The 13,065-nt window shown below is 53.0% G+C and carries 14 protein-coding genes; 9 read left to right on the top strand and 5 right to left on the bottom strand.

The window, feature by feature from the left end:
* Positions 1–335 precede the first annotated feature (335 nt).
* Positions 336–2,210: a low affinity potassium transporter Kup gene (gene kup, locus ETV65_RS15100; protein WP_129953628.1), complete on the top strand. Its 1,875-nt coding sequence runs from the start codon at positions 336–338 to the stop codon at positions 2,208–2,210.
* 45 nt (positions 2,211–2,255) lie between these two features.
* Here the strand turns inward: kup and ETV65_RS15095 are convergent, their stop codons facing one another.
* Entirely contained in the window at positions 2,256–3,095 is an 840-nt protein-coding gene (locus ETV65_RS15095; RefSeq protein WP_129953627.1) for a hypothetical protein, read from the bottom strand.
* Between the two features lie 378 nt (positions 3,096–3,473).
* Between ETV65_RS15095 and ETV65_RS15090 the strand changes: the two genes are divergently transcribed.
* Positions 3,474–4,361, top strand: a complete 888-nt coding sequence (locus ETV65_RS15090; protein WP_129953626.1) for a serine hydrolase domain-containing protein — start codon at positions 3,474–3,476, stop codon at positions 4,359–4,361.
* A 14-nt stretch (positions 4,362–4,375) separates the two neighbouring features.
* Here ETV65_RS15090 and ETV65_RS15085 read toward each other — a convergent pair whose 3' ends face one another.
* Positions 4,376–4,567, bottom strand: a complete 192-nt coding sequence (locus tag ETV65_RS15085; RefSeq protein ID WP_129953625.1) for a hypothetical protein — start codon at positions 4,565–4,567, stop codon at positions 4,376–4,378.
* Positions 4,568–4,613: 46 nt separating this feature from the next.
* Here ETV65_RS15085 and ETV65_RS15080 point away from each other — a divergent pair, with 46 nt between their 5' ends.
* The 3 genes from ETV65_RS15080 (at position 4,614) to ETV65_RS15070 (ending at position 7,801) form a co-directional block, all read left to right on the top strand.
* Positions 4,614–5,612 (top strand): ROK family protein, encoded by a 999-nt coding sequence (locus ETV65_RS15080; protein WP_129953624.1) that lies wholly within the window; start codon positions 4,614–4,616, stop codon positions 5,610–5,612.
* 87 nt (positions 5,613–5,699) lie between these two features.
* Positions 5,700–6,872, top strand: a complete 1,173-nt coding sequence (locus tag ETV65_RS15075; RefSeq protein ID WP_129953623.1) for an MFS transporter — start codon at positions 5,700–5,702, stop codon at positions 6,870–6,872.
* A gap of 116 nt (positions 6,873–6,988) precedes the next feature.
* The gene (locus ETV65_RS15070; RefSeq protein ID WP_129953622.1) at positions 6,989–7,801 is read left to right on the top strand and encodes a Cof-type HAD-IIB family hydrolase; all 813 of its coding nucleotides are present in this window, start codon (positions 6,989–6,991) and stop codon (positions 7,799–7,801) included.
* A gap of 55 nt (positions 7,802–7,856) precedes the next feature.
* On the opposite strand, the gene ETV65_RS15065 is transcribed toward ETV65_RS15070, so the two are convergent.
* The 3 genes from ETV65_RS15065 to mntR form a co-directional block, all read right to left on the bottom strand.
* Positions 7,857–8,396, bottom strand: coding sequence for a glycine zipper family protein (locus ETV65_RS15065; protein WP_129953621.1), 540 nt, complete (start codon positions 8,394–8,396; stop codon positions 7,857–7,859).
* A 14-nt stretch (positions 8,397–8,410) separates the two neighbouring features.
* On the bottom strand, positions 8,411–8,743 hold the full coding sequence (locus ETV65_RS15060; protein ID WP_129953620.1) for a hypothetical protein: 333 nt from the start codon (positions 8,741–8,743) through the stop codon (positions 8,411–8,413).
* 259 nt (positions 8,744–9,002) lie between these two features.
* A complete protein-coding gene (mntR, locus tag ETV65_RS15055) occupies positions 9,003–9,446 on the bottom strand; it encodes a manganese-binding transcriptional regulator MntR (protein WP_129953751.1) in 444 nt (147 codons plus the stop codon).
* A 247-nt stretch (positions 9,447–9,693) separates the two neighbouring features.
* On the opposite strand from mntR, the gene ETV65_RS15050 reads away from it, so the two are divergent.
* Genes ETV65_RS15050 through ETV65_RS15035 form a run of 4 tightly spaced genes read left to right on the top strand, consistent with a single transcriptional unit; the run spans position 9,694 to position 13,053 of the window.
* Positions 9,694–10,575, top strand: a complete 882-nt coding sequence (locus ETV65_RS15050; RefSeq protein ID WP_129953750.1) for a metal ABC transporter substrate-binding protein — start codon at positions 9,694–9,696, stop codon at positions 10,573–10,575.
* Positions 10,572–11,351 (top strand): ATP-binding cassette domain-containing protein, encoded by a 780-nt coding sequence (locus ETV65_RS15045; protein WP_129953619.1) that lies wholly within the window; start codon positions 10,572–10,574, stop codon positions 11,349–11,351. Before ETV65_RS15050 ends, ETV65_RS15045 begins: the two co-directional genes overlap by 4 nt.
* Entirely contained in the window at positions 11,348–12,202 is an 855-nt protein-coding gene (locus ETV65_RS15040; RefSeq protein WP_129953618.1) for a metal ABC transporter permease, read from the top strand. Before ETV65_RS15045 ends, ETV65_RS15040 begins: the two co-directional genes overlap by 4 nt.
* On the top strand, positions 12,199–13,053 hold the full coding sequence (locus tag ETV65_RS15035) for a metal ABC transporter permease (RefSeq protein WP_129953617.1): 855 nt from the start codon (positions 12,199–12,201) through the stop codon (positions 13,051–13,053). The genes ETV65_RS15040 and ETV65_RS15035 overlap by 4 nt, the downstream gene beginning before the upstream one ends.
* Positions 13,054–13,065: the final 12 nt, after the last annotated feature.

The raw sequence follows: 13,065 nt of genomic DNA, 5'->3' as shown, positions 1-13,065 counted from the left end.
TTCTCAAATGTATGAGACGGGATCTTGCTTCGAACGCTGATCTGCGCGCTTACGCATCCCTTATGAAAAAAGAAGCCGCTCTGGGGACCTCATCAATTAATAAGTTATTAACTGAACCTGTGAAAGGTTTATACCGAGATATTATCCAAAACCCCGCACGCAGATAGAGTCCTGGTAGTCTGTAGACATGTAGGCCATGTTTGTAAGTGAATACCTGATATATAAGACAATAATGAATGTAACCGTTTCATATTGGGCCTGAGATCCTCCCGCGAAGCAGCTATACTCTTTTGGTGGGACGACCAACGTCGTCCCCGGAAATTGTGAAGCCACTCATGAAGCAAACAAAAAATAAATCATCGCTGCTGACTGTAACAGTGGCTTGTATCGGTGTCGTGTATGGCGATATTGGTACCAGCCCGTTGTATACCCTACGTGAATGCCTGACCGGACAGGCGGGCATTACCATGACACAAAGCTCTCTCTTCGGTTTTTTGTCCTTAATTTTCTGGCTGCTGATGCTGGTGGTTTCCGTCAAATACATCAGTTTTGTGATGCGCGCCGACAATGGCGGTGAGGGCGGGATCCTGACCCTGATGGCGCTGGCGATCCGCAATCTCAATCCGCGTTGGATCCCCTTCATTATGTTTATCGGGTTGGTTGGCGGCAGTTTTTTCTATGGTGATGGTGTTATCACGCCCGCCATCTCGGTGCTTTCGGCTATTGAAGGGCTGGAAATTATTGAGCCGTCATTAGACCGCTTTATCATTCCATTTTCCATTGCCGTCCTGACGCTGCTGTTTTTTATTCAGAAAAATGGTACCGGCAGCGTAGGGAAAATTTTCGCTCCGGTGATGGTTATATGGTTTCTCACCCTCGGGGCGCTGGGTATCAGCGGGATCGTGCATAATCCGCAAGTATTGCAGGCACTCAATCCTTACTGGGCGATGCATTTCTTTGTGGAATTTAAAACAGTCTCTTTTTTCGCGCTCGGTATGGTGGTGCTTTCAGTTACCGGCGGCGAAGCGCTTTATGCAGATATGGGGCATTTTGGTAAGAAACCCATCCGCATCGCCTGGTTTATACTGGTCGGGCCCTCGCTGGTGATGAATTATTTCGGGCAGGGTGCGTTATTACTCAGCGAGCCTGAGACCATTAAGAATCCGTTTTTCCTGCTGGCACCTGACTGGGCGCTCGTTCCGCTATTAGTGCTGGCCACGCTGGCGACCGTTATTGCCTCACAGGCGGTGATTTCGGGGGTGTTCTCCCTGACGCGTCAGGCTGTGCGCATGGGCTATTTGCCTCCTATGCGCATTATTTACACCTCGGATGTGGAGTCCGGTCAGATCTACATTCCGGTTGTCAACTGGCTGCTGTATTTCGCCGTACTGATTGCGATCGTCAGCTTCCGGCATTCCAGCAACCTCGCCTCGGCGTATGGCATTGTAGTCACCGGTACGATGGTGATCACGTCTGTGTTGATCGGCATTGTGATGATCAAAAATTGGGGATGGAAACGTTGGGCAGGTGGCCTGGTGATTATGGCGATGCTGCTGATTGATGTGCCGTTGTTTGCTGCCAACCTGAGCAAACTTTTCTCGGGGGGCTGGCTGCCGGTAACAATTGGTGTGGCTATTCTGGTGATTATGCTGACCTGGAAAACGGAACGTTCGCGGTTGTTGCGCCGCCTGCGTCAGGATCCGGAAGCGCTGGAGGCGCTGATTACCTCACTTGAAAAATCGCCGCCACAACGGGTGCCGGGAACGGCTGTAGTCATGTCGCGCGGGCAATATGAAGTGCCGCTGGTGTTGCTGCACAACCTCAAACATAACAAGATTCTGCATGAGCGCGTGGTGCTGCTGACCATCGTGACGGAAGATGTACCCTATGTGCATAACGTCCAGCGGGTCATTATCGAGCAACTTTCACCGGCATTCTGGCGGGTTATTGCCCGTTATGGCTGGAGGGAGAAGCCGAATGTGACAGATATCCTTTATCGCTGCGGACTGGAAGGGCTTAAAAGCAACATGAATGAAACCTCATTTTTCATGTCGCGTGACACGTTTATTCTTGGTGAACCGCGTCCGTGGTACCTGAAGGCGCGCGGAAAACTGTTCCAGGTATTGCAGCGAAACTCACTACGCGCGCCGGAACATTATCATATTCCGCCAAACCGGGTGATTGAACTGGGTGCGGTAGTGAAATTCTGAGGAAAGTCACCACCGGTGCATCAGGCACCGGCAGTAGAAACCGGGTTAAGCTTGAGGAGTAGAAGTAAGATCAGTGATGACAGGCGTTGCAGAACCTTGCGTCGCTTGTGATGTCTGCGACTGAGTGGTCGGTGTCAGTTCGGTAACTTGCGGCGTTTGGGTTTGCTGAGTTGTCACCGGTGCAGCAGGCGTTGCCGCTTGCGTTTGCTGAGTTGTCACCGGCGCAGCAGGCGTTGCGGCTTGCGTTTGCTGAGTTGTCACCGGCGCGGCAGGCGTTGCGGCTTGCGTTTGCTGAGTTGTCACCGGCGCGGCAGGCGTTGCCGCTTGCGTTTGCTGAGTTGTTACCGGTGCAGCAGGTGTTGCGGCTTGCGTTTGCTGAGGGGTTACCGGCGCAGCAGGCGTTGCGGCTTGCGTCTGTTCTGCTGTGACAGGATCTTCAATTTGTTTCGGCATGCTCGGAACGGGTTCTGCCGGAATCGATTCTGATTTAGGCTTAGGAACCGGTGTTGAGGCACGGACGAGGAAGGTGGGTTTAAGGTTTGCAACAGAATAGGTCACGTGGCTTATCGCATCCCGGGATGTTGCAACGTCGACAGGTGAAATGGTCACGCGGCCAATCAGTGAACGCGCATAACCGCCAACTTTATGTTTACCCTCAGGAAGTTGTACTTCCATGCTCTCACCAATTCCAAGAGCACCGGCATCTTTACCATCAATGGTCACATACAGTTTGGTACCATCATCGGTTTTCGTCGGGATGTGCGTTACGGTCACCCGTGTGGAGCCAAAATCGAAAGCCGGTGCCTGATCGGCGGTTTTCGATTTTGCACATCCTGTCAGGGTTAAAACAGCTGCCACGGCAACCAGGGTGAAACGATAACTCATAATGCGACGTCTTCCTTTAAGGGATTTTTGTGATCTGCGTATCAATATACCCGATCTGCGGTCAGAGATGAATGTGCATGCCGGGAACTCAGAGGAGTCCGTTATCCGTTTTACTGACGAAATCACTGATCATCTCCGCCCAACGCGGTTAACTTCGCCCGCCCTCATCATAACCGGTATGCTGAATTTTGCCCCGCCAGACAGTAAAAGCCATTGGAAAAGACCTTACAGAGGTCACCTGAAGGAGAACTTTCGGTTGAAGCGCTTCGTTGAATTGGGTATTTTCATGTAAATCAAGAGCATAAAATAACAGTTACGCCGAAGGCATTAATTTTCACCGGGTGCCTGCCTGCTTTCTTTCTTGTGATGAGGTTAGTCATGCATAAATTCCATTCTTATTGTATTTCAGCCTCGGGGGAAGAAAGGGGGGAAGGAAATTTTGACGCCCGCTTCCCTTACTGGAGTTTCACCAAAACCGCGATAGCGATTTGCGCACTGAAGCTTTGTGAACGCGGTATCTTGCAACCTGACAGCCCTGTCGACGGTGCAGCGTATACGCTGCGGCAACTGCTTAACCACACAGCCGGATTGCCGGATTACGGCACGCTGAAAGCCTATCACGACGCCGTCGCCGCCGGTGAGCAACCCTGGGATCGTCAAACATTGCTCAGTGCCGCCCTGGCTCAGGGTATGCTGTTTGCACCCGGCGAAGGCTGGTCCTATTCCAATGTAGGTTACATGCTGGTATGTGAGCAGATTGAAGCCGCGTCTGGCCTGGATCTTGCGCAACTTGTCGCAGAGATTATCTCAACACCACTCGGGCTTAACAGCATTTCTCTTGTCACCACACGCGAACAATTTGCCCAACTACACTGTGAGGCTGCCGGAAAGTACCATCCGGGCTGGGTGTATCATGGCTGTCTGGCAGGGAATGTGCGGGACGCCGCCCGATTATTGCACGGCTTATTCACCGGAAAACTCCTCAGCGCCGCATGGCTTGCCGAAATGCGGGTGACATATCCGCTCGGGGGCGCTCTTGAGGGCCGGCCGTGGACGGCATGCGGCTACGCGCTCGGATTGATGAAGGGCGCTATGGGAAAGGCCGGGCGCTCAGCCGGTCACTCCGGCGGCGGCCCGTCGTGTGTCAATGCGGTCTATCATTTCCCCGATCTCAGCGAACCGGTGAGCGGCGCCTGCTTTACTGACGGACATGACGAAGGGGAAGCCGAGACAGAACTCGTCAGACTTGTGCAAAACGTCAGATAAAGTGGGGAGGGTATTCAGACCTGGGGTTCATGACTGTAAATACACAGTTTATTGCCATCGGCATCGCGGAAATACGCGCCATAATAATCCGCATGGTAATGCGGGCGTAAACCCGGTGCCCCTTCGTCCGTTGCGCCATGGGCAATCGCGTATGCATAGATCCGGTCTACAGCCTGACGTGACGTTGCCAGTAAGGCCGCCTCCACTTTGTGCTAAATTACCCTTCATTCTTACCCGTATCCCCGAGGCAATATGTTTACTCCGCTCAACCGTACTACCCGTGAAATGAAGATCAATAATGTGGTGATGGTCACTAATGCATTGAAATCACTGGGCTCGGCGACAAAAGCGGATTTGGCGGTTGCCACCGGACTGAGTATTGCGACATGTGGCGCGGTGCTTAATGAACTGAGTCTGCGTCATGAAGTCATGGCGCTGGAAATGGAGGTTTCACGTGGCGGGCGTCCGGCGCAGCGCTATGCATATAACCCGGATTTCTTTTCCGTACTGAGCCTGTACGCGCAGGGCAGTGATGCGGCAGCGCAGATTATCTGGTCGGTAAATTCAGCCACAGGTGAAAGCCTGGCTCAGGGCGAGGTACGCTTTTTGCCGCTGACGCTGGCAAGGTTTTATCAGCAGATCGAATCCCTGCTGGCAGATTACCCGAATATCAAAGCGCTGGGCGTAGGATTGCCGGGTGTAGTGGTGAAAGGCACCGTTGCAACCTGTGATATCACTGCGTTTGCTGGCGTTGCCATTGAGCAACAGTTGCGTGAGCGGCTTGGTCTGTACGTGCAGGTCGATAATGACATGAACTACACCGCCTGGGGATTCTACCGCAGCAGTTGTGCGGGCGTTACCGCGCCGGTGGCCTACGTTTTTAAACCGGATGTCCCGTGTCTCGGATGTGGAATGGTGATTAATGGCCAGGTATTGCAGGGCGCGAGCCAGTTTGCCGGTGAGGTCTCCAATCTGCCGTTTGAACACATGAACACGCTGCCGGTCGCGGAGGAAATGGCCAAAGTGATTGTGTCACTGACGGCAATTATCAACCCGGCTACCATTGCGCTATCCGGCCCTAAAATCAGCACCGCGCTGATGCCGCAGCTGGCTGAACTTTGCCGGCAGTATATTCCTGTTCAACATATGCCTGAGCTGATTTACCGGCCTTCCATGCGTCAGGATTATCTGCGAGGCATCACTGAACTGACCTTGCATAATTATAATTTGCACGTCGCTTTCGGCGAGTGATCCGCATTGACTTTGTTTTGCAGGCATCTCTATACTGAGTAGTTATTAAAAGACTTTTAATAACTAATTTCTTGCCGGGAGAATCTGATGTCACTGTCATCTGAAATAGAAAGTCTGAACTCGCATGCCGGAAGCCCTGCCCGACGCATCGCTACGCGGGCGATTTTTTTTGTTACCGGTATGGCGATGGGGTTGTGGGCAGCGCTGGTGCCTTATGCGCAACTGCGTACGCATTCCGAAGCGGGTGATCTCGGCTTACTGCTGCTGTGCCTGGGCGCCGGATCACTGTTGTCGATGCTCGGTTCCGGGCGGATTATTGGCCGGTTCGGCTGCCGTGCGGTCATTGTAGCCGCTGTGGTGTTGTATTGCCTGATGTTACCGGTGCTGGCGGTTTTTAGTGATATCTGGCTGCTGGCGCTGAGCCTGTTTATTTTCGGTATGGGTATTGGCCTGGCGGATGTCGCGGTCAATGTGCAGGGAACGCTGGTCGAACAGGCCGCGGATAAACCGCTGATGTCCGGCTTTCACTGCCTGTGGAGCGTCGGCGGGATCGCCGGAGCCGGTGGCGGCGCGTTATTGCTCAGTGCGGGCATCACGCCGCTCGGCAGCACGTTTTTTGCCGTGGCGCTGGTTGTCATCGTGACCGCCTGGTCTTTTCGCGGCATGTTACCGTTTGGTGCGCATGAGGAAGAAGGGGCTGAGGGCAAACCCAAAGCGAGGCCGAATTTTCGTCTCGTGCTGATGGCCGTGATGGCGATGATTTGCTTTATGGCCGAAGGCGCGGTGCTCGACTGGGGCGGCGTGTTTCTGACCCGTGAACGCGGGCTGGCGCTGGAACATGCGGGCTGGGGTTTTGCGGTGTTTGCTGTCGCGATGTCGCTGATGCGCCTGACCGGCGATGTGATTGTCAGCGCATTGGGGCGTAAACGTATACTGGTGGCAGGCGGTATTCTGGGGATCGCAGGTTACCTGATGGTGGTACTGTTACCGGGCTGGATCCTGCCATTATGCGGTTTTGCGCTGGTCGGTATCGGGGCGGCAAATATCGTTCCGGTGCTGATTACGCTCGCCGGTCAGGAGAAAGTGATGCCGGTAAATATGTCTGTGGCGATGGTCGCGACGCTCGGGTATCTCGGCGTGCTGGGCGGGCCGGCGCTGATTGGTTTTATCGCGCATTTATCCAGTCTGTATGTGGCATTTTCAGCCGTGGCGGCTGCGTTCCTTATCATTACGTTCGGCGCATACAAACTGAAATATTGATTATTTTTTAAGACTGAAGATTTAGAACTGAGTGGCAAATTTGCCAGCTGGCGCCTGAACCCCGCCAGCCATCTTTTACTTTGACTGATAAACATCCGACCCTGTAAGGAACTGCAATGCCCGTAAAACTTATTGCCGTAGATATGGATGGCACCTTTCTGAACCCGCAACACGAATATAATAAAACCCGTTTTCGCGAGCAATATCAGCAACTGCTGGCACGCGAAATCAAGTTTGTGGTAGCCAGCGGCAATCAGTATTACCAGCTGAAATCTTTCTTTGATGATATCGATGAACAGATTGCCTACGTGGCGGAAGGCGGGGGGTATGTCGTCGACAAAAAAGAAGAAATTTACTGCGGCAAACTCGAACCTGAACAGGTCGCTGACGTTTTACACTGGATCAGCCGGACACCCGGCATTAACACTATCGTCTGTGGCAGAAATGGCGCGTATGTGCTGAACGGCACCGACGAAGCCTTTATCCGCCGGATGCGTCGTTACTATCACCGTCTGAGCAATGTGAGCGATTATGCCGAAATCAGCGACACAATTTTCAAATTCGCGCTGAGCTATAGGGAGGATGACGTTTATCCGCTGATGGGCGAAATTACCCGCCATTTGGGCAATATTGTTGCACCGGTTACCAGCGGACACGGCTCGGTGGATCTTATCATCAGCGGCAATCACAAAGCCTGCGGCCTGCAAAAAATCCAGAGAATCTATGGCATCCGCGATGAGGAAGTGCTGGCTTTCGGCGACAGCGGTAATGATCTCGAAATGCTCAGCTATTGCGGATTTGGTTTTGCAATGGAAAACGCCTCTGCACCGGCCAAAGCGGCCGCAAAATACACGGCACCATCAAACAGCGAAGAAGGTGTGCTGAAAGTTATCGATGATGTACTTAATGGCCGTGCGCCGTTTGCCTGAACGGCTGGAAAGGGAACAAAAGGCTGCCATGCAGCGGGCAGCCTTTCTGATTAACTTAAGGTACATAATCCGGCGGAACGTCGTTGCTGCCTGTCTGTGCCGGATAGTAGTCCGGTGGCACCTCTGGCTGCGTGTGAGATTGCAAACCATAATCATAGCGGGCATCGACCGGCACTTTATTGCCTTTGGCGTACATACATTGGGTGTACACCGTATCGTACTGGTCCTGCAAATTGCCACTGCTGACGCCTGCGCCGTTACTGCCCATGGCACTGCCGAGCAGTAAACCGCTGCCTGCGCCAACCAGCGCGCCCGCTCCGGCCTGATGAGACGCTGCGCCTAACAGAGCCCCTGCCGCAGCACCCACAACGGTGCCCGCTGCGGCAGTATTGACCGCGTTATTATTAGCCGTTTGCGCGCCGCCGTTAACACTGCTGTAGGCGTCACTCCGGCAGGCCATTTCATCCATACGGAACTGTTGATAATCTTTGCCGGTACCGGGTAACACCATCACACCGGGCCGGGTGGGAGAAGATACGCAGCCTGAAAGCGCTGCAGCCAGGGTAATAACCGCCAGCGGAGTGAACCTGTTCATGAAATTATCACCTGTTAACGCGGTGCGGAATCACCTACAACGACTTTCATCCAGCCGCGCGGGCAGCGCTGCACGTGCGGATAGTAGCCCGCAGGATTCTGGCAGTAATAGGCATAGTCAGGGGTTTTCTCAACATACGTCTGCGGTTGTGCAGGCGTGACGTAGACCACCGGCGGCGGCCCGTAATACACCGGAGGGGGCGGTCCCCAGGGGATACCGACAATAATACGCGGGCCTCCATACCCACCGTGATAATACCCATGCCCGTAGTAGCCGTAGGCAAACGATGCGAAACTGGCAGACATCAGGGTGCCGGCAGTCAACATCAGCAATAAGAGCCTTTTCATAAAAACCTCGAAGCGCAAGGATCGGATGCAGGGAGGGGCATAAATGCCATCACTCCTGAGGATAAAGGTACGCTGAGCTGAGGGAAAAGGTTGGCGGGAGATCAGGGGGATTCTGACAAGGTAACGCCAGCAATTGTGTACAAAAAATTCCTATGGAAAGATTGCTTTACGATTAAACCAGGAGGCGCGGGAATACGGGGGAAAACCACCAGATCCGGTCAAAAAACGAACCTGGCGGCGGATAGGATGTACGGTGAGATCAGATTTTTTTTCCGGCAGTAAAACGTCTGAACGCTTCAAGCGTTTCATCGCTGACGTGATGCTCAACGCCTTCTGCATCGAGGCGGGCGGTTTCGTGGCTGATTCCAAGTGCGATAAAAAATGCCTCTACGACGTTATGACGCTCACGGTTTTCTGCTGCCAGCCGCTCACCTTCAGGCGTCAGGAAGGTACCGCGATAGGGCAACTGATGGACCAGTCCGGCATTGGCCAGTCGTTTGAGCGTTTTTGCAACGGTGGGCTGTGAAACCCCCAGACGCGCGGCCAAATCGACCTGACGTGCTTCGCCAAATTCACGAATTAAGTCTGAAATCAGCTCAACGTAATCGTCCATTAATTCCCGGCGATGCGCCTCGCGCACCTGTAAAAAACCCTGAGCGTGTTCTTCCACATCCAGTAATGGATTTATTTTTTTTTCTTTCACTACGCCTGCCTCTTTCTTGCTCAACGGTTTTTACCGCCGCCGCGGACATCACGACAACTCCCGCATTGTAAACCAAGTGCACACATCTACCAATTTCTGAAAACTTTGCCTTGGCTATGGAGTATAGCCTGTGCTATACCTGAATAATAAACCGGCGATTAATGCGCAGAGCGACAGGGGAAATTTCATGGAAAAAGGACGACGCATCTTAAAATTATTCAGCTATTCACCGTTTCGTTTGCGGCTCATGCTGGTTGGTATGATTGTGGCGCTGATTACCGGGAATGTGCAGGCGGCCGGAAAAGATAAAAAGAAGTTTACCGTCGTTACCACCTTCACGGTGATTCAGGATATTGCACAGAATGTTGCCGGTGATGCCGCCACGGTAGAATCAATCACCAAATCTGGTGCGGAAATCCATGACTATCAGCCAACGCCACGCGACATTGTGAAAACACAGTCTGCGGATCTGATTCTGTGGAACGGCTTTAATCTCGAACGCTGGTTCGGTCGTTTCTTCGCGAATATCAAAAATGTACCTTCGGTGACTGTCACGGACGGTATCGCACCGCTGCCTATTCAGGAAGGGCCGTATGTCGGAAATCCAAACCCTCATGCCTGGATGTCCGCGAAAAATGCACTGATTTATATCGAAAATATCCGCGCAGCGCTGGTGAAATATGACCCGGATAACGCCGCCGTTTATAACCGCAATGCCAAAAATTACGCCGAAAAAATCAGCCTGCTCGATTCACCGCTGCGCGAACGTCTGGCGAAAATCCCGGCCGGTCAGCGCTGGCTGGTGACCAGTGAAGGCGCGTTCAGTTATCTGGCAAAAGATTATGAATTGAACGAGGCTTATCTGTGGCCGATTAACGCCGATGAGCAGGGTACGCCGCAGCAGGTGAAAAAAATCATCGATCTGGTGCGTCAGCAAAATATTCCGGTGGTCTTCAGTGAAAGTACCATCTCGGACAAACCGGCCCGGCAGGTCAGCAAAGAAACGGGAGCCAAATATGGCGGCGTGTTGTATGTCGATTCCCTGTCTGCCGCTGGGGGCCCGGTGCCGACCTACATTGATTTGCTGAAAGTCACGGCAGGCACCATCGCAAAAGGGTTCGGACAATGACTGACGACGCGCTGCATCTTCATGTTGATGATATTTCGGTGACCTACAATAACGGGCATACCGCGATTGAAAATGCCTCGTTCACGCTGCGCGGCGGATCTGTTTGTGCGCTGCTGGGCGTGAATGGTAGCGGTAAATCCACGCTGTTTAAAACCATCATGGGGATTATCCGCCCCACGCACGGACGGGTAACGCTTGATGGTCTCAGTGTGGCTACAGCGCTGAAACAAAACCTGATCGCGTATGTGCCGCAGTCCGAAGACGTGGACTGGAATTTTCCGGTGCTGGTGCGGGATGTGGTGATGATGGGACGCTATGGCAAAATGTCATTTTTGCGTATTCCCTCACAGGAAGATAAAAAACAGGCCGCTTCCGCACTGGCGCGTGTCGGGCTGACGGAACTTGCGCATCGCCAGATTGGCGAACTTTCCGGCGGCCAGAAAAAACGCGTTTTTCTGGCGCGTGCACTGGCGCAACAGGGGCGGGTGATGTTGCTTGATGAGCCGTTTACCGGCGTGGATATCAAAACTGAAAACGCCATCATCGAATTACTGCGACAACTGCGTGAGGAAGGGCATCTGATCCTGGTGTCGACGCATAATATCGCCAGCGTGCCGGATTTCTGCGACCGTGTGGTACTCATTAACCGCACGGTAATGGCTTCCGGTCCTCTGGAAACCACCTTTACTCATCAGAATCTCGAAAATACCTTTGGCGGCGCATTGCGCAATATTGGCTATTTAGTGCCACAGGAACCGGTGAGGCGGGTGGTATGACCGAACTGCTGCTTGAGCCGTTTCAGTATAACTACATGGTAAAAGCTATCTGGGTGAGTGCAGGTGTCGGCGCGGTATGTGCATTTTTATCGGCATATCTGATGCTCAAAGGTTGGTCGCTGATGGGCGATGCACTATCACATTCGGTGGTACCCGGTGTCGCGGGTGCTTATGCGCTGGGCTTTCCCTATGCCATCGGCGCGTTCGGCACCGGCATTCTGGCCGCGCTTTCCATGACTCTGCTGCGCCATTTCACCAAACTGCGGGAAGACGCCATCATCGGTTTCGTGTTCTCCACGTTTTTTGCCCTCGGCCTGTTACTGGTCTCGCTTAACCCGACAGCCGTCAACGTGCAGTCGATTCTGTTCGGCAATATCTTAGGGATTGATGACACCGATATTTTGCAGGTACAGATTATTGTTGGCGTTTCGCTGCTGGTGCTGTGTGTTATCTGGCGCGACTTGCTGGCGGTGTTTTTCGATGAGGCGCATGCTGTTTCTATCGGCCTTTCACCGCTGTGGCTGAAAGTGATTTTCTTCACCCTATTCAGTGCGTGCAGCGTGGCAGCGTTGCAAACCGTCGGTGCGATTTTAGTGATCGCCATGGTGATCACGCCAGGCGCAACGGCCTATCTGCTGTCGGATCGTTTCTCACATCTGCTGATTATTTCTGTATTTATCGGTGCGGTGACCAGTGCCGCCGGGGCATGGCTGAGTTATTTCCTCGATGGCGCCACCGGCGGGGTAATTGTCTGCCTGCAAACGACTGTTTTTTTGCTGGCGTTCTTGTTTGCGCCGAAACACGGCTGGCTGATTAACCATTTTCGTATTAAAAACCGGAGCCGCGCATGATGTCCTGGTTTGATGTGTTGACGGAACCGCTGAGCTTTGATTTTATGCAACGCGCGCTGCTGACGGCTGCGGCCACCAGTATCGTCTGCGCGATATTTTCCTGTTTTCTGGTGCTCAAAGGTTGGTCTCTGATGGGGGATGCCATTTCTCATGCAGTGCTTCCCGGTGTGGTGCTGGCGTATCTTGCAGGAATTCCGCTGGTGTTCGGCGCATTCGGTTCCGGTCTGTTTTGCGCCGTAGCGACGGGTTTTATTAAAGAACATTGTCGGGTAAAAGAAGATTCAGTCATGGGGATTGTCTTTTCCGGCATGTTTGCTGCCGGTCTGGTGCTGTTCTCACGGGTGAATACTGAACAGCATCTCAGCCATATTTTGTTCGGCAATGTGCTGGGTGTAACCGACAGTGAAATGCTGCAAACCCTGATCATCGCCGCTGTCGTCACGCTGGCGATTATTCTCAAATTTAAAGATCTGATGCTGTTTTGCTTTGATCCCGTTCAGGCGAAAGTCATCGGGTTACCGGTGCGTGTTTATCATTACGCGCTGTTGTGTATGCTGGCACTGACCATCGTTGCGGCGTTGCAGGCCGTCGGCGTCGTGCTGGTGGTGGCAATGCTGATCACCCCAGGTATTACGGCGTTTATGCTGTGTAAGACGTTATCAAAAATGCTGATGGTTTCTGTGACAGTGTCACTTATGGCGGCGATCTCAGGCACCTTTATCAGTTTCTATATTGATGCAGCGACCGGCCCGACGATCGTGCTGGCGCAGGCGATGATTTTCCTGCTGGCGCTGTCGGTGAATTTATTGCATAAATCGATAAAACCGCGTCAGGCCGCACCGAATGCATAGTCGCGTTCCGGC

Source organism: Rahnella sp. RFA10(1/100) (genome assembly GCF_004195115.1).
Classification (GTDB): domain Bacteria; phylum Pseudomonadota; class Gammaproteobacteria; order Enterobacterales; family Enterobacteriaceae; genus Rahnella; species Rahnella perminowiae.
The sequence above is the reverse complement of the archived record's forward strand: the minus strand, read 5'-3'. Positions and strand labels throughout refer to the sequence as shown.

What these genes read in the sequence shown, in the direction of transcription:
- ETV65_RS15040 (WP_129953618.1), top strand. Translation starts at nt 11,348, where the DNA reads ATGACCGAACTGCTGCTTGAGCCGTTTCAGTATAACTACATGGTAAAA.
- ETV65_RS15060 (WP_129953620.1), bottom strand. Translation starts at nt 8,743, where the DNA reads ATGAAAAGGCTCTTATTGCTGATGTTGACTGCCGGCACCCTGATGTCT.
- kup (WP_129953628.1), top strand. Translation starts at nt 336, where the DNA reads ATGAAGCAAACAAAAAATAAATCATCGCTGCTGACTGTAACAGTGGCT.
- ETV65_RS15075 (WP_129953623.1), top strand. Translation starts at nt 5,700, where the DNA reads ATGTCACTGTCATCTGAAATAGAAAGTCTGAACTCGCATGCCGGAAGC.
- ETV65_RS15090 (WP_129953626.1), top strand. Translation starts at nt 3,474, where the DNA reads ATGCATAAATTCCATTCTTATTGTATTTCAGCCTCGGGGGAAGAAAGG.
- ETV65_RS15035 (WP_129953617.1), top strand. Translation starts at nt 12,199, where the DNA reads ATGATGTCCTGGTTTGATGTGTTGACGGAACCGCTGAGCTTTGATTTT.
- ETV65_RS15080 (WP_129953624.1), top strand. Translation starts at nt 4,614, where the DNA reads ATGTTTACTCCGCTCAACCGTACTACCCGTGAAATGAAGATCAATAAT.
- ETV65_RS15070 (WP_129953622.1), top strand. Translation starts at nt 6,989, where the DNA reads ATGCCCGTAAAACTTATTGCCGTAGATATGGATGGCACCTTTCTGAAC.
- ETV65_RS15065 (WP_129953621.1), bottom strand. Translation starts at nt 8,396, where the DNA reads ATGAACAGGTTCACTCCGCTGGCGGTTATTACCCTGGCTGCAGCGCTT.
- ETV65_RS15045 (WP_129953619.1), top strand. Translation starts at nt 10,572, where the DNA reads ATGACTGACGACGCGCTGCATCTTCATGTTGATGATATTTCGGTGACC.
- ETV65_RS15050 (WP_129953750.1), top strand. Translation starts at nt 9,694, where the DNA reads ATGCTGGTTGGTATGATTGTGGCGCTGATTACCGGGAATGTGCAGGCG.
- ETV65_RS15095 (WP_129953627.1), bottom strand. Translation starts at nt 3,095, where the DNA reads ATGAGTTATCGTTTCACCCTGGTTGCCGTGGCAGCTGTTTTAACCCTG.